The sequence below is a fragment of the Mycoplasmopsis synoviae ATCC 25204 genome (genome assembly GCF_000969765.1).
Classification (GTDB): Bacteria; Bacillota_I; Bacilli_A; order Mycoplasmatales; family Metamycoplasmataceae; genus Mycoplasmopsis; species Mycoplasmopsis synoviae.
This window is the reverse complement of sequence record NZ_CP011096.1, coordinates 54,942-74,432: the sequence shown is the minus strand read 5'-3', so window position 1 is coordinate 74,432 and position 19,491 is coordinate 54,942. Positions and strand designations below refer to the sequence as shown.

The window sequence follows — 19,491 nt, the reverse complement described above, 5'->3', positions numbered from 1 at the left end:
AATCTCTTTATGGGATTTATTTTTTATTTGTTGTGCTATAATTTAAAAGATTTTTTCATTAATGAAAAAGGAGGTATCATGGCTAATATTAAATCTAAGATTAAAAATATTTCCAGAATTGAAACTGCACGTGTAAAAAATGCAGCTATTAAGTCTAGAGTTAAAAAAGCAATTAGAAAAGCTCGTGAAGCTATTTTAGAAAATTCGCCTAAAGCTCAAGAATTAGTAAATAAAGCTCACCATGAAATCGGTAAAGCCGTATCTAAAGGTGTAATGCATTTAAATAAAGGTGCAAGAAAAAGTTCAAGATTAGATTTGTTTTACAACAAAACAAAAGCTCAATAATATTAAAATGTAATGTTGCATTTTTTTTATTTTAGCTTACAAAGTTGTAAAATTTATATGTAAGTAAAAGATGTAAGTAAAAGGATAGGAATGATCAAAGTTAAAAAAAATAAAATTATCCTTCTATTCGGGATTGCTTCAGCGGCATTAGTATCCACTGCTGCTATATCAGCAACGGTGGTAAAAATTAATTCAAGTTACCTATCTAATCAAAACGCTTTTGCCTTTAATCGTAGCAGAAGCCTTGAATTAATTGACCGTGGCAGAGCAGAGTCAAGATTTAATTCAAATACTGATAATAATTTAGAGGTTCCACAACCAAAAAAAGATGATCCAATCAAACCTACTATTGTTGTAAATCCACCAATTGTTGAAGAAAAACCACCAGTAATTTTAAAACCCGAACCACCTAAAGAAGAGCCAATAGTAGTAGTTGCTCCTCCTGTGCAAACTCCTCCTCAAAGCAATTCAAGCTACGATGGAAGCATTATTGATATTCAAACAATAACCAGCACAGTTAGCGAAAAAAGTGATTGAAATAAACCAACCGGTCAAAGGCTAAGCGTCGCTCTTCAACAGCAAGCTCGTGAAGCTATTGGAAAAGCTCAAAAAGCATTTAACGATGTTTTCTCTAAATTAAAACCAAATGCAGATGGTACCGTTGAATTTACAGATGACCAAAAAGAAGAACTTGCAAAATCACTAGGAGTTCCAGCCGACAAAAAAGAATGATTCTTTAAAATGTTTCTAAAAAACTTTGAAGAAGGAAATCAAATTACAGATATGTATGGCATGCTTAGTAGAGATCAATCAACCGCTAAAACAAACCGTGAGATGTTCTTACACGCTATAAATAATGTTGACTTCGATTTCTATTTCAGTATAAATAACATTCCTTATATAAAATGAGAATACGGTAACGATATTACAATTGGTGGAAGACCTCCTTCAGATGCAGAAAATGTTGTTGTCCAACATCAAATTAATTTAAACAAGAAAAGATTTTTATCAAGTGATTCTAAGTGACGTAGATACTCACCTCAAATGATTGCAGATAACGATTACTTTGGTTGAAAACAAGAAGATATCACTTCTACAGCCGCGCAAGCTATTGGAATTAGTGATACTTCTGGAATTAAAATTTCTAAATATACTCCAGAACAAGATAACGCAACAGTTACTGATAAATCAACCGTTCGTTATGCGCTAACTCTAGATGCATCAAATCCTAATGCATATGCTGCCGTTATTAGAAATTTAAACTTAATGAATCAGCACAACTATAAAGTTGAAGTATTTAACGTTAAACATTTAGGTGTTGATAAATCACAAAACTTTGCAGCAGTCTTTAGAGCAATGCCAGATACTATTAAGCTATTAAACTTATTCTTTGATGATACTAATACTGACGCGTTATCAGGACTTAAAGATAAAAAAATTGAATCTCTTGGTCTATGAACTACTAAAAACCAACTTGATGAAAACTGAGGAATTGATCCTTATGTTCTAAAAAATGTTGAAAACATCGAATATGATTATCAAAACTCACAAAGTGGAGATTATCCTAGAGGCGCAGAAATAGCCGGTTCAATAATTTTTAGAAAACTTCGTTTCCACAAAGAAGATACTATTCCACAAATACAAGAAGGTCTTAAAATCGCTTTAATTGATAAATCAGATTTAAGAGCTTTCCAGGGATATTGAGGATCAGGATCATGACCATCTGAACTTGACTTTTCAAATATAGTAGCGGTTAAAAGTCTTAAAGGCTTTACATTTGGACCAGCAAATGATTTAGTGTTTAAAAAACTTACTTTATTTAACGACACCTTTAATTACGTGCTAAGCGCTAGCGATTTAGGTGACTCAGGCTTTAGACATATGCTCTTTAAAGACACTAAGCCTAGTGAAATTAATTTCAGCAACCAAGGATCTACATTTAATTCATATCAAATATATATCCCAGGAAATACTAGCGATTTAAAATCTAATTGAGTTCCTCAACTTCAAGGACTATTATATGGAGGTGGAAGAACCTTTAAGAAAACCATTTACGTGGATAACCAAGAAATGGCTCAAAGATTGTCAAAAAGCGGCGTTCCTGGTTTATATGGATTTAGCGTACAAGTAAAACCAAATGGATACGATCCAAATAAAAACGAAGCTTCATTGGACTTTTCTTCATAAAATAGATGCAATTTAAAAAATTGCATTTTTTTTAATAAATAAGAGTAAAATTTAACTTATTAAGGTTTATTATGAATAAAGTTAAAAAGAAAAAATTAATTATATTATTTGGTTTTTCTAGCGCGATACTAACGTCAGCTGCTGGAATTTCTTTTGGTGTAACTCAGCTTTCACAAGCTTATAATTCAAATCAACAAATAATAGCAATTAATAGAAGTAGAAGCTTTAATTTAATTACTGCTAAAGCGATTAAAAATTCAACCGAATTTAATACCGATTTAAATTTAGAAGAGCTCAAAGAAGAAGACAAAGTTCCAATTCAAGAAATTGAAGAAGTTCCTAAGCCAATTGAAGAAGTCAAAAAAGAAGAACCTCCTAAAGTTGTAGCTCCAAAAGTAGAACTACCACAGTCTGAAAATCCACCGCTGCTATCATCAGCGGGTTCTATTGTTGACTTAAATTCAATAAAACCTACAGTTAGCGAAAAAAGTGATTGAAATAAACCAACCGGTCAAAGGCTAAGCGTCGCTCTTCAACAGCAAGCTCGTGAAGCTATTGGAAAAGCTCAAAAAGCATTTAACGATGTTTTCTCTAAATTAAAAGTAAATCCTGATGGAACAGCAGAATTCACTAAAGCGCAAAAAGAAGAACTTGCAGATTCACTAGGAGTTCCAGCCGACAAAAAAGAATGATTCTTTAAAATGTTTCTAAAAAACTTTGAAGAAGGAAATCAAATTACAGATATGTATGGCATGCTTAGTAGAGATCCATCAACCGCTAAAACAAACCGTGAGATGTTCTTACACGCTATAAATAATGTTGACTTCGATTTCTATTTCAGTATAAATAACATTCCTTATATAAAATGAGAATACGGTAACGATATTACAATTGGTGGAAGACCTCCTTCAGATGCAGAAAATGTTGTTGTCCAACATCAAATTAATTTAAACAAGAAAAGATTTTTATCAAGTGATTCTAAGTGACGTAGATACTCACCTCAAATGATTGCAGATAGCGATTACTTTGGTTGAACTCAAACAGATATAACCAGCGAAGTAACTAGCAGAGTAACTCTACCTTCAACTGATGGAATTAAAATTTCTAAATATGTTGCTAACAGTGATAACGCTGTAGCAACTGATAAAACTACTCCAAGATACGCGCTAACATTAGACGCTTCTAACACAAGAGGATATTCTGATGTTATTAGAAATCTTCAAACGCTTAACGCTGCTGGATATAAAATTGAAGTATTTAATGTTAAAAGAATAGGTCATCAAAAAAACCAAGATTTTTCTGCGGTATTTCGGGCAATGCCAGATACTATTAAGCTTTTAAATTTATTCTTTGATGATACCAATACCGATTCATTAGTTGGACTTAAAGGTAAAAGAATTGAATCGCTAGGACTATGAACTACTAAAAACCAACTTGATGAAAATTGAGGAATTGATCCATTTCTTTTAAAAGATGTTGAAGAGATCGAATTCGATTATCAAAACTCACAAAGCGGAGATTATCCTAGAGGTGCAGAAATTGCCGGATCTATTATTTTTAGTCGGCTAAGATTTGACAAAAGCGATACTTTACCTGAAATTCAAAAAGGTCTTGACGTTGCTTTAATTGAAAAAGCAGATCAAAGAGCATTCCAAGGATATTTTGGTGCCGGTTCATGACCGTCAGAACTTGACTTTACCAACCATCCAAATATCAAAACTCTTCAAGGACTTAAATTTGGCCCAAAAAATGACTTAGTTTTTAAAAAGCTTTATTTATATAACAATAGCTTTAATTTTAACTTAACTGCTGATCAATTAAGCAAATCTGGATTCCATCATTTACTTTTTAGAACCGAACCATCAAAACACGCTGAAATTCACTTTAGCAACGAAACTAGAGTTAATCAATATCAACTTTATATTTCAGGTGATGCATCTCAAATGACTGGAAAGTGAATTCCAGAATTTCAAGGTCTTTTATACGCAGGTCAAAAAACATTTATCAAAACCATTTACGTAGATAACCAAGAAATGGTTAATAGACTAAACGACAGCCGCGTTCCTAGTTTATATGGCTTTTCAGTTGTAGTTAAACCTGCTGGTTATACCGGAAATGAAAGCTCTGCAGATTTAGATTTTTCAAGTTAAAAAATAAAAACAAAAAAGATAGCTACGCGCTATCTTTTTTCATATGGGGCGAACGACGGGATTCGAACCCGCGAATGACGGAACCACAACCCGCTGTGTTGACCACTTCACCACATTCGCCAAAGCCAAATAATTATAGCATATAAAAATGGTCTATTAGACCACTTTTATAAGTACTTCTTTTGAAGCTCTTTTTCCGATTTTATGATTTTGTTCAATATGATAAATTTGAATTTTATCATTTGCACGAGTGTGAACGGCATACTTTTGCAGACGTCTAAATGTAACAATGTTATGCTCTAAATCTTCGATTGTGTTAGATTGCGCAATAACCTCATTAGTTGATGCTAATTTTGCTTTATATCTATACATATTTGTCTCCTAATTTAATTATAACCTATTTGCCAGGCATATGAAAAATATGCAAAATTTTTGCTTTTTATTATATAGTTATATAGATAGAATTCTATTTACTAATAATATTGAAAGGAATAATGGCAGCTATAATTAACAAACCTTCTTGAAACCAAGCTAAAGTTAATTCCAAAGTTACTATTCAGGCTTACAAATACGATGGATCTTTATATAGAAAGTGAAAAAACGCCTCTATTATTTTAAATAATAGTCGCCACATTGTTTTTTATCTTAAAAACACTAAAGTTTATAACGAAGGTAAAACTTCATATAGCTGGCTGTATCGCCATGATGCAATTTGATTTATGCCCAAAGATTCCTTTTATAATTGCATTATTTCTTTTGATGATACCGGGCTGCTATATTATATAAACGCAGCATCAAAGCCATACTTTGAAGAAAACGTATTAAAATTCATTGACTTTGATTTAGACATAAAGCATTCTTCTAAAAAGCATCTTCAAATTGTAGATAGAATGGAATTTAAAACAAATTTCAAAAAAATGAAATACCCAGAAAAGCTTAAAGACATAATTTATAAAGAAATTCATAATATCTTTTTAAATTACAACGAGTATAAATATTTCTTTAGCGGAAGAGTTTTAAATTACTACGTAGAGCTGCTTAAAAAACAAGGCTATATTTCCGAATTTCAAGCCAAAAGGCTTCGCCAAATAATTAAAAATGACTTTGTCTCTGAAGAAGATCAATATCTGAAAAATTTGTAAACAAAAAACTGAAAATTTATTCAGTTTTTGTTTTGCAATTATTAAATTAGACCTTTTTTTCTTCAAGTTTTAAGTGTTTTGGCGCTAATTCTTAAAGTTCTTTTACCACTTCCAAAGTCAACTCTTACTTTTTGAAGATTAACATTGAATTTTCTTCTTGAAGCGTTCATTGCGTGTGAACGTGTGTTTCCTGACATAGGACCAACACCTCTAAATCAATCTACTCTTGACATTGTTATATTTCCTTTCCTTAAACCTTGAAATACGCGCTAATAGTTTTTCTATTATAACAGAAAAACGACTTTTTTAGCAATAAATTTTTATTATTGTATAAAAATTAAGTTTAGATTACAAATATTAAGCTTTTTTTACACTTTTGAGCAATATGTTGCCTTAAATAAAAATTTATTAATATTTTTATTTGATTTTTACATTTTTTGTTTTTTATAATTCTCCCAAGGTTTTTGTTGGCGCATTCAGGAGATTCACATGAAAAACGCAACCAAAAGCGATGAAAACAAAAAATTAAGAACTGAATGTAATGCATTTGTAAAACAAGTTTTTTTAACATATGAAGCTTGAAATAATCAACTTAGAAAGCAACTTCTAAATTTAAAGTTTAAAGAAAGCTATTTAAAAGATAAAAACTTATCACAAGAAGTTCATAAACTTGAGATCAAAATTAAAGCTTCTGGTAGCATGATACAGTCAATATTAAGTGTTATGAAACCTGAAAATTCTTGAATAATAGAAAAATGCTTTTTAGATAAAAATACAAGAAACAATTCTCTTTGATACAAAGATTATTTTTCAAAAAGCACATTCTATAAAAGAAAAAATTTAGCAGTCAAGGAATTCGCTCAAATATACTTTGATTTTTAATTACACTCTTGACTTTCAAGAATTTGATAAGAAAAACGAAATTAATAACACCAACTTCAAAGTAAATATTGTTGGTGATTTATCTCAAAAAGATTTTAAATTTCAACTTGAACTTTCAAGAGTTTGAACCAATAATTTATTTTCAATATCCATCTTTAATACTTTAGATAAAAATAAATATGCTTTAGATCTTGCATTAAATTCAAAAGATGTTTTAAAAGACGTTCAAAGAGATTTAAATCAAATTGAAATGCCTTTTAATTTAATTCAACTTTCATATAACAAGTTAAACAATATTTTTGTTACTATTTACAACAAAAATTATCCAAATGAAAGAATTCAGTATCAAATATTACTTTCAACATTTAAAAAAGTAAAGCTTAATTTAAAATCTAACAAAGAAAATATAGATTATAAAATTCCATATCAATACTTATTTAATTTCAATTCAAATAAGACTTGATATTTAGATAAAACATTTACAAATATTAAATGAAAATTTCACAACCCTTCAAAGCAAAGATCTTTAGGTGAAATTGCTCAAATTTTATTTGAAAATGATGATGCTTTTTATTTTGAAACAAGAAGAAATAAATTAATAACAGAGCTTCCTGTCGTTAATTCGGCTTCGCTACTTGCTAAACCTTTATTTGACACTCAGTTTGAATTAGCAATTGAAAGCAACTTGAATAATTTAGGTTTTATTCAAGATGCCAACGACATCAAATTTAAAAAATTATTTCTAAATTTTAACGATTATATTTCTATTGATAATCTTAATCAAAGAGTCGAAATAAATGGAGATATCGCTCCTACTAAAAAATTCACTGTTCCTAGATTTTTCATTGGAACCTTAAGATACTCACTAATTTTTGAAAATTCTAACTTTGAAATCACAACCGAAAAGATTTTAAAATTTGAACAAGATGAATTTATCGACTACAGTAGACCTAAAATTAAAATAAAAGATATCACTGATGATGTTAACTTTAGTTTACTAAGATTAAAATACAAAATTAATTTAAGCAAAATTATTAATTTTATTTCTTTGGAAGACGATCAGCTAAATTTCAATTACCTACTTAGAAATAATTTAATTTACAAAAAAGATGAAAATGAATAAAAAACACAAATTTTTAACATTTCTTTTCTTGTTGATTTTAGCTGGGGCATCAGGATCTGCAATTTATTTTTTATATCAAAATGATTGAAAGCTTAAAAAAGATAAAGCTAGTGATTCAGACAAAAGATTTGAATTTACATCACAAGAAAATGTCTTTCCTGATTTAGATGCTGAATACTTTCAAAAATATATAAAGCTAAATTCACAAAATAAAGAAGAAATTAAACAAGAAATAGTTCTTCCAATAGTTAGCGATGTTTTATCAAGACTTAAGTCTGCAGAAGGCAAAGTTGAATTTGACTACACAGTTAAAAATACCAAAAATATTGAAATTTATTTCAAGTATAAAAATGGATCTAATTATCAAACTAAAGCCTATCTTGTTTATTTAGATTAATAATTAATATATAATTAAAAAATGAATGTTCAAGAAACAGTATTTGCTCATTTAAGAAAATTAACAAAAAAAGAATTTCATTTAGATTCTTTACTTAGCGATTTAAAACTTGATTCACTAGATATTGCTGAATTAATAATTGAAGCTGAAAAGAAATTTAAAATAGAAATTTCTGATGAAATGTTGCAAAATTTAAAAAAGGTTAGCGACATTGTAAATCTAATTACAGATTTAGTAGAAGCTGAATAATTTTGTTGTATAATTCTTTGGCTTAGGAGTATAGTTCAACGGTAGAACAACGGGCTTCAACCCCGTGTGTTGTGGGTTCGAATCCTGCTACTCCTGCCATTTTTTTTATTCTTTTATTTGGCTTAAAATAATTTCTAAAACCTTTTGAAAAGAATCAAAGAATATGGCATGTCCTGTTTTTGAAAGTTTATAAAGTTTGAAATTAAGCTTGCTTGCTAATTCTTCTAGACTTTCAATTTTTACGTATTTATCATCTTCGCCTGATATTGCGCAATAATTTTTAGCATCTTTATATAAAGCATATAAATCATTTGATAAAAAATCAAAATTAACAATTTGATCATTAACCATCTTTTCAAATGCTGTTTTTCTTTTTGTATAAAAATCAGAATTTAATTTATCAAAAATTTTTGCTGAATTAACAATAGCTAAGTTACTTGGATTATAAAAAAGATCAAAGTAACTTATTTTTTTGTCTTCATTATTTTCAGGTAGTAAATGATTAATTAAAAACTTTTTATGCTCTAAATTTTCTTTATTTCAAGGCGAAAATGGCGAAGCTAAAAATGTGTATTTAATTTTTGAATTTTTATTTACATACAAAGCTGAAAAAGCGCCAAGTGAATGGGAAACAATATAAATATTATTTTCATTTTTTAAAATATTATTAATAAAAAATTCAGTAAGTTTACCGTAGGTTTCTAGCTTTAAATTTTGCTTATAATCTGATGCTCCACATGATATAAAATCAAATGCAGCTAAACGAAAGTTTTTATTTTTTTCTTTGCTAAATGAATAACTTGTTTTTAAAGAATCTCCAAAACCATGTAAAAACAAAACCAAGTTCTCACTTGGATTTTGCTCGCTTTTTTCTTCATATTGATAATTAATATTTAAATCTTCAAAAACAAATTTATTCATAATTATCCAAAAATTACTTCTAGAATTTCTTCTTTTTCTAAAGTGCCAAAGTAAAATTTTAAATCTATTTGACTTAATACTTTGTCAAATTCTTCTTTATCATAAACTAAATTAATAAAGTTTGCAGTTAAGCTATCAAGAGGTTTTAAACTTAAAAAGTCACCTTCAAAAACAATATCTCTAACGATATTATTAACCACATTATATTTAACAGTTAAAATTCCACCGTTAAATTTCTTGGTGTTTTTAACTGAAAATTCTGGATTTTTGCCATATATTCAATCTCTACTTGAATTTCTTTCAATTATTTTTTGAACTTTATTTTTATATCTTAAAACAGGAAGCTCTGAATATTGAGCATCATAGTTTGTTACAAAAAACTTGATTAAGTCATCAATAAAATCTTGAACTGTAATTGAGTAATTTAATTCTTTTGCAATGTTTGTAACTCTTTTTGCAACAGATTTAATTCCTTTTGATTCAAATTTAATTTTTGCAGGAGTTAACGCATTTGCTAGCTTTGTTAAATTAGCATCAAAAAGAAGAGTACCATGAGATACAATTTTATTTCCTTTTATATATTGAGCGTTTCCTGATATTTTTGCGCCATTACATAAAATATCATTTCTACCTTTAAATTCAGCATTAAGCCCTAACGAATTTAGATATTCAATGATAGGCTTTAAAAAACGATCATATCCGCTTTTTTTATTATAAGTAGTAATAAAAGAAAAACAAATATTTCCTAGGTCTTGATAAACTGCACCACCACCTGATAGTCTTCTTGCAAGTTTAATGTCATACTCATCGATGTAGTCTTTTTTTATTTCTTCATATGCGTTTTGGTTTTTACCAATAATTACCGCATTAGAGTGTTGATATAAAAATAAAACATCTTCTTTAAGCTCGCCATCATTGGCTAGCATTTCTTCAAAAGCTAAAGTTTCATATGGTGATTGTGATCTTGCTTTAAAAATAATCATAATTGCCTTCTATTTTGTAATTCTTACATCAAAGTTTGTTATCTTTTTTTCTAAGAAATATTTAATTTCTTCAAATTCTAAATCATTTAAATCAACTGCTTTTTTATTAACTAATTTCTTTAAATTTTTTCCGTTAACAAGTTCTAGTAAACCTAAATCAAAACGGAAATTATAACCATTACTTTTTAAAAAGTAAATTAAATCTTCAATGAATCATTCACAGTATTTTTCATTGAATTCAAGTGGCCTTAACGTATTTTTAATATCTATTACAAATTTAGACATTTCAAAATAGATAATTTCAAAATCAAAAGATAAATTTAAATCTTTTGATGTTGCTTGTTTGTAACTAATTGCCATTTTTTAATTATATTTTATTTCCCTTTATTGCTTTGACTTTGTTTGATTTCATGAATCATATCTCTTAGTCGAATTGCTTCTTCGTAATCATATTCTTTTGCGGCTTTTTTCATTTGGATTTCTAGATCTTCAATTAAGCTATTTAAAGTCTTTTTCTCGTTTTTGCTAAATTTAGACTCCTGGCTCTTTTTAAGAAGAATTTCCATTGCATTTTCATAATTTTCATTATAAATAGCCCCTCTAATAGGCTTGATTATAGTTTTAGGAACTATTCTATACTTTTGGTTATATTCCATTTGAATTTTACGCTTGATTTTATTATCTTCCATCATTTCTTTGATGGCATTTGTAATAGTATCAGCAAAAAGTATCGCTTGCCCGTTCGCATTTCTTGCTGCTCTACCTACTATTTGAATTAACGATTTTGTATTTCTTAGAAAACCATTGGAATCGGCATCTAATATAATAACTTTAGAAACTTCGGGAATATCAATCCCTTCACGAAGAAGATTAATTCCGATAACTACTTCGTATGTTCCCATACGAAGTTTTCTTAGAATTTCATTTCTAACAAAAGTTTCATGATCTGAATGAATATAAGCGGCTTTTATTTTTCTATCAATAAAGTAATTAGATATTTCTTCGGCTAGTCGTTTAGTAACTGTTAATACCAAAGTTTTTTCTCCGGTTTTACGTTGCTCCATGATTATGTTATATATTCTTTCAATTTGATTTTCTTTAGGATATATAAAAATCTCAGGATCAATTAATCCAGTAGGCCTTACGTATAGCGTTGTAACTGCTCCTGCAGTTTTATTAATTTCATAAGCTTCAGGAGTAGCTGATATATAAATCTTGTTAAATGAAAAAGAATTTTCAAATTCATCGAAAGTTAGTGGCCTATTTTCTAGCGCACTAGGAAGTCTAAAGGCATATTTTACAAGCTCATTTTTTCTTGATCTATCACCGGCATGCATTGCCCGAATTTGCGGAAGGCTCATATGAGATTCATCGATAAACATTAGCGAATTTTCAGGAAAGTAATCTAGGATAGTATAAGGTCTTTGACCAAAGGTTCTACCATCTAAATACATAGAGTAGTTTTCGATTCCTTTGCAGTGACCAAATTCTTTCATGTCATCTATATCGTTATTAGTTCTTTGATTGATTCTAGTAGCTTCTAGAATTTGGTTATTGTCTTTATAGTACTTTACTCTTTCTTTGAGCTCTTCTTGGATTTGAGGAATTACTGTGCTGTAAATACTATTATCAGTAGCATAAGCATCACCAGGAGATAGTGTATAGTGAGATACTTTTTTAATGGTAGTTTTTTCTAATGGATGAACAAAAGCAATTTCTTCAATTTCATCATAAGAAAATGAAACTCTAATCATTTTAGTTTCAGAGTCTGCTGGAGCGATAAAAACCAAATCACCTTTAACTGCAAATCTTCCAGGAACAACGTCAAGGTCATTTCTTTCGTATTTGTTTTTGGTTAGCTTGATGATAAAGTCTTTAACACTTATTTTTTGGTTTAAATAAAAGTTGTAAAAACTTTTATTGTAAACTTCAGGATTAAGCGCACCATAAATCGCGCTAACGCTAGCTACTACTATTACGTCTTTTCTAGTAAGTAGCGAATTATAAGCGCTTAGCCGTAAAATTTCAATTTGCTGGTTTGTAGCTGAATCTTTTTCTATATAAGTATCGGTATTTGCTTTATAAGCTTCAGGGCGATAATAATCAAAGTAACTAATAAAATATTCAACTGCGTTTTCAGGAAAAAACGCTTTAAGTTCTGAATAAAGCTGACTAGCTAGCGTTTTATTGTGACTTAATATAATAACCGGGCGATCAAATTCTTTAATAACGTTGGCAATAGTAAAAGTTTTACCGCTTCCGGTAACTCCTAAAAGAACTTGATCTTTACGGTTGTTTTTAATTCCTTGAACAAGTTCATTAATTGCTTTTGGTTGATCTCCTTGCGGAGTAAAATTTGAATTTAATTTAAAAATTTTCATGTTTTATTATTTTGTGAATTCTTCGTAATCGGTTAATAAATCTTTTAAAGATCCTTGAATTTCAACAGGTTTTTTTCTTCCAACAACCACTTCTTTTTCTGGTTCTTGCTTTTCTTCTTGTGCAGGATTTTCTTTTGGTTTTGAACTGTTATTTATAGTTTCTTTTTTTAAAGATTTAATAAGTGATACGCTTTCAAAATTATCAAATTTATATTTTAAAACTGCGCTTTTCTTTTTATCTAAATGATTAAGTTTTACTTGATTTAATTCATTTAATGTATTTTTAAAATATAAAAAGTCTGTAGCTAATGTATCCTCAAATAAAAGATAGTTTTTGTTTTGAAGTTTATATTTTTTATCAAAGATATTTCTACCTTTAATGTTTTTTGGAGTTAGCACTATATCTGCTTCATTAAAGTAAAAATAATTTAAATCACTGCTGAGTGCAAAAATTTCATCGCCATAAGATACGATAGTAAAGTTACTTAATTTATCGCCTACTGAAAAATAAATAGCTTTGCTTCCTCTAGCTTTAGTGCTATAAAACATTATTTCTGATTCAGAGAATTTAGAAATAATTGAATTTTCAGTAATAGCTACTAAATAACTATCTAAGTTAGTTAATTTAGCTTTAATTAAATAATCATCTTCATTTAATGGCATGGCAGTATATTTTTTAGTAAATCTTGAAACTAAAAAATCTTTAAGCATTACTCTTTTAAAGTAACCTTTTTTGGTCCCCAACATTACTGATAGATTTTCTTCAAAATCACTAACTTCAATTACTGAAACTATTTCCTCGTCAGGCCTAATATCTGATGCGAACAAATTAATATTATTTCCTAAATCTTTTCACTTAACTTCTTGAATTTGGTAAATTGCAACAATTACATAATTACCTAAATTAGTAAAGCAAAGCAGAAAGTTAACAGTGTTAACTTTGCTAAAGAAAACTAAATTATCTTTTTCTTTTAAAGCATAATTTTTTCATTCATTGTTTTCTAAAACTTTATCGCTAAATCTTTTGATAAATCCATTTTTAGAAATAGAAACGTTAATGATTTCTTCTTTAACAAGATCAAGCTTGTTATATGAAACTTCAAAATCTTTTTCTTCAATTTGAGTTTTTCTAGGAACACTAAATTCTTTTTTAATAGCTTTAATTTCATTAATTAAAAAGTTATTAAATTCTTTTTCATTGTTTAATAAATTTTCAATTATATTAATGGTTTCTTCTACTTCAACTTTTTCTTTTAAATAAATTTCTTTATCAGTTTGACTTAGTTTATATAGCCTTAATTCTGCAATAGATTCAGCTTGCAATTTTGTGAAGTTAAAAGCTTGAATTAAATTATTAACAACTCCCATTTTTGAACCTTGGGTTTTTCTAATTAATTCAATAACCTGCGAGGTAATTTCTGAAACTTTAATGAATCCATTAATAATTTCAAGACGAACTTTAGCCTTATTTAAATCATAGTTTAATGAAAGTGTTTTTACGTTTTTAATATGAGCAATGTAACTTGAAATTAAATTTTCTAAATTCATTAATGTTGGTGAATTATTGTCGATTACTATATTGTTATATGAATAAGTAATTTGCATTTGTGTTTTAGAAAATAAATAATTTAAAATGCTCTCTTCATTGGAATTAATATCTAGTGTAATTAGAATATTAATTCCATCTCTATCTGATCTATCTTTGATTTCAATAATTCCATCAATTAATTTATTTTGAATTATTAAATCAATTTCATAAACTAGCTTTACCTTAACAACGCCATATGGAATTTCGGTTATTTCAATAAATTTATTTTTGCCTTTTGTATATATTTCATATTTACAAAAAAGCTTAATTTTATTTTTTTCGTTTCTTCCATTTTCTAGCGCTTCTGCGATTCCTTTAGTTCCTTTAATAACTCCACCAGTAGGAAAGTCAGGCCCGAGCACAAAATTAGAAAGCTCACTGTAGCTAGCTTTAGGGTGTTTTATTTTATAAACGCAAGCGTCTATTATTTCGCCTAAATTATGCGGCGGCATTTCGGTTGCCATTCCAATTGCTATTCCTCTTGATCCATTAACTAAAAGATTAGGAAACATGGAAGGAAGTACTATCGGTTCAGTTTCTGAGTCGTCAAAGTTAGGAATAAATTTAACAGTTTTCTTTTTAATATCGCCAATTATGTAGTTTGCAATTTTAGCAAGCTTTACTTCTGTATAACGCATTGCAGCTTGCTTATCATCATCGATTGAACCTATATTTCCATGCATGCTAAGCAGAGGAATATTCATTTTTCATCACTGCGCCAGGTTTATCATCGCGTCATAAACAGAAGTATCTCCATGAGGATGATACTTCCCGATAACATCTCCTACAATTCTGGCCGATTTTTTGAATTTTTTATCAAAATCAAGCCCCAGCGTATACATAGAATATAAAATTCTTCTATGGACCGGCTTTAGCCCATCTCTAACATCAGGAATTGCACGGTTGGAAATAACGTATTTTGAATAAGTTTCAAAACGCTCTTCCATAATTTTATCTACTGATTTAGTAATTATTTTTTCAATTATTTCTTTTTTACTCATGAAAACTGCTTTGTTTATTAATATATGCTTTAACTTATTTTAATATTTTTAATGTAAAATAATATGACTAAATAAATGCTTAAGCTTAATTTAGCAAAGCAAATGCATATAACAATATTATTATATAAGGTATCAAAATGAGAAAAGTAGTTAGACTTAAAAACAAATTACGTGCTGAAGCTCGTAAAGAAAAAGTTAGAAAAGAACAACTAAAACTTAAAAGAAAAGCTGATAATAATTAATTAAATAATTATGGTTAATTTTTCTTTTCCACTTTCTAAAGTTGAAGATTTATCAAATTATAAACCTGGCTTTTTTTCATGATCTGGAACAAAAGCTTACTGAGATTCAAATCTTCCGGCTTTTATAAAGAATGGAAATTTCTTTTTTATTTTCGCTATTGTTGTTTTATTTTTGCTTTTTGTCGGGATGTGAGTTTTAAAGCGTCAAATTATTGCTAAATACAAACTTTCACTTCAAAATAATTCTAATTTTTATAAATATTTTCACATGACCTTAGGGATCACTATTTTATTGTGAATGATTGGTAGATCATTAATAATTTATTTTGTAATGGGTTATCCTAGATATTGAGAAACCATACCAGTACATTTTTGTAGGCTTATGGGAATAATGCTCGGAGTGCTACTTATTACCAATAAACTAAAATACATCAAATACGTGGCTCCTCTGGCAGTGCTTGGAACTTTAATGGCGCTGCTTTCTCCTGATTTAACTATGGAAGTTTATTTTGATAAAAATGTTTCTCAAAGCGATTTAGATGCGCTAAGCGCTCAAAAAATATTTTTATCAGGTAGAGATCAATATATAAATTTCAAAGTAGAAGAAGTCTTTAAATTAAGATGAGGAATATTTAACTTTATATTCTGAGATTACTTTTTCTTCCATACATTTTTACTAGCAGCCTTTGTAACTATAAATTTTTTAAATCCAGGTAAGCTAGGCTTAAAAGAAATAAGCAAAACTCTACTTGTTTGTTTTATGTTTGTAGGAGCTATGGCTTCGATAAATCATCTGCTTGATAATAGTCCTGCAGTTTCAATAAATTGAAAATCAAATTATTGATACTTAGGAACTAATGAGATAAATAATCTAAGCACGCTAGTTCCTCCATTTACTGAATTTCCTTTTTCTATTTTTACTTTTGTTCTTGTTGGAGTTGTATATCTTTTATTTGTAAGTTTTATGCTTGCGCTTCAAGATAAAGTCTACATTAACGTTTTTGCAAAAGGAAAACAAGTTAAATTCAAAATAATTGAATCTGAAAATTATTTATATTGAAAATCATCTTTTAAATTGGCTTTTAGCTCTCTGCTAAAAACCATGAAAAAATTATTTAGAAAAGCTTAATGCTTTTTTATTTTTCAAAAATTTATTAAATTATTTTCTATAATTAACTTAACTATGAAATACAAATCTTTATACAGAAAATATCGTCCTCAAAATTTTCACGAAATTATCGGTCAAGATCACATTATTCAAACCCTTGATAATGTAATTTCTTCAGAAAAAATAGCGCACGCTTTTTTATTTGCAGGGCCTAAAGGAACTGGGAAAACTTCAACAGCTAGAGTTTTTGCAAAAGCGCTAAATTGCAGCCATAGCGAAGTTAGAAGTCAAATCTGCGAAAGCTGCCTCAATCAAAATAGCGGTGATATTATCGAAATGGATGCTGCATCAAATACAGGTGTTGATGAAATTAGAAATTTAAAAGAAAATGTTGATCAGCTTCCATTTGAATCTAAATACAAAATTTATATAATCGACGAAGTGCACATGCTAAGTAAAAGTGCATTTAATGCTCTTTTAAAAACCTTAGAAGAACCGCCTTCTTATGTAATTTTTGTTTTAGCAACCACTGACGTGCAAAAGGTTCCAATTACTATCCTTTCAAGAGTTCAAAGTTTTAACTTTAGAAGAATCTCTGAAAAACAAATAGTAGCCCAACTTGAAGATATATTAAATAAAGAAAATATTTCATTTGAAAAAGAAGCGCTCATGCTAATCGCTCAGCTTTCAAGCGGAGGCCTAAGAGACGCACTAACTATTGCTGAACAAATTTCAAATTTTGAAAATAACAATATAACCAAAGAATCAGTTAGAAAAAACTTTGGAATAGCGTCTAACGATGAAATAATTCAAGTTCTTAATGATTTGTATTCAAAAAACATTAGCGATGTTTTAAAAAAACTTAACGACTTAAAACTTTGAGGAATTGATCCGTTTTTATTTGTATTAAATTTAATATCACTTGTTAAAGAATATTTACTATTTAGAAAAACTGGTGATGATTCATTTTTAAATTATTATTCTGAAAAAGAATTAAATGATTTAAAAATAAACGATAGCTTTGCTTATCGAGTTTCTTCATCTTTATATGATTTATTAATAAACGTAAAAAGAACTGAATATCCTTTTGAAATAATAGAAGTTAGCTTTTTAAAACTTCTTGATGAAAACGATTTTATAGCAATGCAAAACGAAGAAAAGCAATTCAAACAAGATTTTCTTTCATCAATTAAAGAGCTTCAAAAAGAAACAAAAGAAAACAAAGCTAAAAAAGAAATTAAAATCAATCTTTTTGAAAATAAAACTAGCTCTTCAACTAAAGAATCAAGTGACACTATCAATATAGTTAACCCATTTGAAATTGATTTAGGTTATTTAGGTGAAGATGAAAAAGATGAGCCTAAAGCGCAGGTAAAGCTTGCTAAAGAAATTGATTTAAATTTTGCAACTTGAGCTATTTTTATAAATAAACAAAAAGATAAAGATTTAATTAAAAGACACGAATTTCAACTTAAAGATTTTTGACATTCTGTAAAAGATAGCGCGCTTCAAGAATTTCAATACTTTAAATCAGAAATGATCGATAGGCTACAAGTAGTGGCATCTAGTGATAGTTACATCGTTTTTAACATTAAAAACGATCCGGCTTCTGAAAAATATAAGCCTTATTCACCTAAAAAATTAAAAGAAATAACAGATAGTTTAAATAATAATAATTATTCTTATTTTCTTCAAAATTTTTCAGAACTAGCCTTTGGCGGATACAAGCACATCTTTTTCATTTCTTCATCACTTAAAAATGAACTTATGGCGGCTAAAAAAGACTTAAATGAGAATTTTGAGAACTTAGCTTTTGATAAAATAGAAAAAGATAATTTAAAAACTGAAAACAATTTAGTTTTTAAAAAGAATTTAGAAGATTTAATATTTAATAAATTTGGTTAGGAAGTAAAAATGAATGCAGAATTTCTAAAAAGAATGCGTAAAATTCAAGCAGAATACGAAGTAAAACAAAAAGAAATCGAAAAAAAAGAATTTGTTGTTGAAAAACAAGGAATTACTTTAGTTATGCTTGGAACTTTTAAATTAAAAAGTTTAAAAATTGATGAAGCTTTAATTGATCCTGAAGATAAAGAACTTTTAGAGGATTTAATTTCACTTACATTAAATGAAGCCATTGATTTAGTAAACGAAGAAATCGATAAACTATCTCCACAACTTCCTGGCGGACTTTCAGTTTAATGTTTAACTTATCATTAATCGAAGAATTTATTACAAAAATTAGAAAAATCCCAGGAATAAGTAGAAAGCAAGCTGAAAAAATCGTCGCTTGAATTTTATATTCAAAAGACGATGAAATCTACGAGCTTTCTAATTACTTTAAAAAACTTAAAGATAATATTTCTTTTTGCAGTTTTTGTAATATTCCACAAGAAAATAATAATTGTTATATTTGCAATGACACTAGCCGTGAAAATAAATTATTGGTAGTTGAAAATCCACTAATAATAGAAAAGCTTGAAAAGCTTTCTTTATTTAAAGGCAAATATTTCGTTTTCAAAAACTTAGTTAAAAATGAAAAATCACTTGATAAATTTTATTTAGATTTATCCAAACTTTTAAAGTATTGCAAAAATTTTGAAGAAGTAATTTTTGGAATTTCGCCAACGCTAGAAGGCGAAGTTACAACTAACTTAATAAGAAAAGAATTTGAAAAATTTCAAATTAATTCATCGCAGCTTGCTATTGGAATTCCAATTGGAGCTTCAATTGATTACATGGATGAAATCACTTTAAAATTTTCAATAAAAAATCGTCAAAAATAGGAGAGA

At 28.3% G+C, this 19,491-nt stretch carries 19 protein-coding genes and 2 tRNA genes; 13 read left to right on the top strand and 8 right to left on the bottom strand.

What is annotated here, in order from left to right; translation table 4 throughout:
* The first annotated feature begins 78 nt into the window (after positions 1-78).
* From rpsT to VY93_RS00375, 3 genes are all read left to right on the top strand, one after another.
* Positions 79-345 (top strand): 30S ribosomal protein S20, encoded by a 267-nt coding sequence (gene rpsT / locus VY93_RS00385; protein ID WP_020002790.1) that lies wholly within the window; start codon positions 79-81, stop codon positions 343-345.
* Positions 346-435: 90 nt separating this feature from the next.
* Positions 436-2,532, top strand: a complete 2,097-nt coding sequence (locus VY93_RS00380; RefSeq protein ID WP_046128303.1) for a putative immunoglobulin-blocking virulence protein — start codon at positions 436-438, stop codon at positions 2,530-2,532.
* A 71-nt stretch (positions 2,533-2,603) separates the two neighbouring features.
* The gene (locus VY93_RS00375) at positions 2,604-4,682 is read left to right on the top strand and encodes a putative immunoglobulin-blocking virulence protein (protein WP_046128302.1); all 2,079 of its coding nucleotides are present in this window, start codon (positions 2,604-2,606) and stop codon (positions 4,680-4,682) included.
* A 44-nt stretch (positions 4,683-4,726) separates the two neighbouring features.
* Here the strand turns inward: VY93_RS00375 and VY93_RS00370 are convergent.
* Positions 4,727-4,802 (bottom strand) — tRNA-His (locus tag VY93_RS00370).
* Positions 4,803-4,838: 36 nt separating this feature from the next.
* Positions 4,839-5,054 carry an MAG6790 family protein gene (locus VY93_RS00365; protein WP_011283232.1) on the bottom strand — a complete coding sequence of 72 codons (216 nt, stop codon included), beginning with the start codon at positions 5,052-5,054 and terminating at the stop codon, positions 4,839-4,841.
* 122 nt (positions 5,055-5,176) lie between these two features.
* Here VY93_RS00365 and VY93_RS00360 point away from each other — a divergent pair, with 122 nt between their 5' ends.
* A complete protein-coding gene (locus VY93_RS00360; RefSeq protein WP_020002832.1) occupies positions 5,177-5,824 on the top strand; it encodes a DUF402 domain-containing protein in 648 nt (215 codons plus the stop codon).
* Positions 5,825-5,865: 41 nt separating this feature from the next.
* Here VY93_RS00360 and rpmB read toward each other — a convergent pair whose 3' ends face one another.
* Positions 5,866-6,057, bottom strand: a complete 192-nt coding sequence (rpmB, locus tag VY93_RS00355) for a 50S ribosomal protein L28 (protein ID WP_020002833.1) — start codon at positions 6,055-6,057, stop codon at positions 5,866-5,868.
* Between the two features lie 256 nt (positions 6,058-6,313).
* On the opposite strand from rpmB, the gene VY93_RS00350 reads away from it, so the two are divergent.
* From VY93_RS00350 to VY93_RS00330, 5 genes are all read left to right on the top strand, one after another.
* Positions 6,314-6,706, top strand: a complete 393-nt coding sequence (locus tag VY93_RS00350) for an MG284/MPN403 family protein (protein WP_020002834.1) — start codon at positions 6,314-6,316, stop codon at positions 6,704-6,706.
* Complete coding sequence (locus VY93_RS00345; protein ID WP_020002835.1) at positions 6,696-7,829, top strand: hypothetical protein; 1,134 nt, start codon at positions 6,696-6,698, stop codon at positions 7,827-7,829. Before VY93_RS00350 ends, VY93_RS00345 begins: the two co-directional genes overlap by 11 nt.
* Positions 7,822-8,226, top strand: coding sequence for an MHO_1590 family protein (locus VY93_RS00340; protein WP_109536922.1), 405 nt, complete (start codon positions 7,822-7,824; stop codon positions 8,224-8,226). Before VY93_RS00345 ends, VY93_RS00340 begins: the two co-directional genes overlap by 8 nt.
* A 21-nt stretch (positions 8,227-8,247) precedes the next feature.
* Positions 8,248-8,475 carry a phosphopantetheine-binding protein gene (locus VY93_RS00335; protein WP_011283226.1) on the top strand — a complete coding sequence of 76 codons (228 nt, stop codon included), beginning with the start codon at positions 8,248-8,250 and terminating at the stop codon, positions 8,473-8,475.
* A gap of 24 nt (positions 8,476-8,499) precedes the next feature.
* Positions 8,500-8,574 (top strand) — tRNA-Trp (locus VY93_RS00330).
* A gap of 6 nt (positions 8,575-8,580) precedes the next feature.
* Here the strand turns inward: VY93_RS00330 and VY93_RS00325 are convergent.
* The 5 genes from VY93_RS00325 to VY93_RS00305 are packed head-to-tail and all read right to left on the bottom strand — an operon-like array spanning position 8,581 to position 15,349.
* Positions 8,581-9,396 (bottom strand): alpha/beta fold hydrolase, encoded by an 816-nt coding sequence (locus VY93_RS00325; protein WP_020002837.1) that lies wholly within the window; start codon positions 9,394-9,396, stop codon positions 8,581-8,583.
* 2 nt (positions 9,397-9,398) lie between these two features.
* Positions 9,399-10,379: a lipoate--protein ligase gene (locus tag VY93_RS00320; RefSeq protein ID WP_020002838.1), complete on the bottom strand. Its 981-nt coding sequence runs from the start codon at positions 10,377-10,379 to the stop codon at positions 9,399-9,401.
* Between the two features lie 9 nt (positions 10,380-10,388).
* Entirely contained in the window at positions 10,389-10,739 is a 351-nt protein-coding gene (locus VY93_RS00315) for a hypothetical protein (protein WP_020002839.1), read from the bottom strand.
* Positions 10,740-10,753: 14 nt separating this feature from the next.
* Positions 10,754-12,760 carry an excinuclease ABC subunit UvrB gene (gene uvrB, locus VY93_RS00310; protein WP_020002840.1) on the bottom strand — a complete coding sequence of 669 codons (2,007 nt, stop codon included), beginning with the start codon at positions 12,758-12,760 and terminating at the stop codon, positions 10,754-10,756.
* A gap of 6 nt (positions 12,761-12,766) precedes the next feature.
* Entirely contained in the window at positions 12,767-15,349 is a 2,583-nt protein-coding gene (locus tag VY93_RS00305) for a DNA topoisomerase IV subunit A (RefSeq protein WP_020002841.1), read from the bottom strand.
* Positions 15,350-15,601: 252 nt separating this feature from the next.
* Between VY93_RS00305 and VY93_RS00300 the strand changes: the two genes are divergently transcribed.
* Genes VY93_RS00300 through VY93_RS00285 form a run of 4 tightly spaced genes read left to right on the top strand, consistent with a single transcriptional unit; the run spans position 15,602 to position 19,485 of the window.
* Positions 15,602-16,720, top strand: a complete 1,119-nt coding sequence (locus tag VY93_RS00300) for a YwaF family protein (RefSeq protein ID WP_020002843.1) — start codon at positions 15,602-15,604, stop codon at positions 16,718-16,720.
* A 54-nt stretch (positions 16,721-16,774) separates the two neighbouring features.
* Positions 16,775-18,604, top strand: a complete 1,830-nt coding sequence (gene dnaX, locus VY93_RS00295; RefSeq protein WP_020002844.1) for a DNA polymerase III subunit gamma/tau — start codon at positions 16,775-16,777, stop codon at positions 18,602-18,604.
* 9 nt (positions 18,605-18,613) lie between these two features.
* A complete protein-coding gene (locus VY93_RS00290; protein WP_020002845.1) occupies positions 18,614-18,901 on the top strand; it encodes a YbaB/EbfC family nucleoid-associated protein in 288 nt (95 codons plus the stop codon).
* The gene (locus tag VY93_RS00285; protein ID WP_011283217.1) at positions 18,901-19,485 is read left to right on the top strand and encodes a recombination protein RecR; all 585 of its coding nucleotides are present in this window, start codon (positions 18,901-18,903) and stop codon (positions 19,483-19,485) included. The genes VY93_RS00290 and VY93_RS00285 overlap by 1 nt, the downstream gene beginning before the upstream one ends.
* The last annotated feature ends 6 nt before the right edge of the window (positions 19,486-19,491 follow it).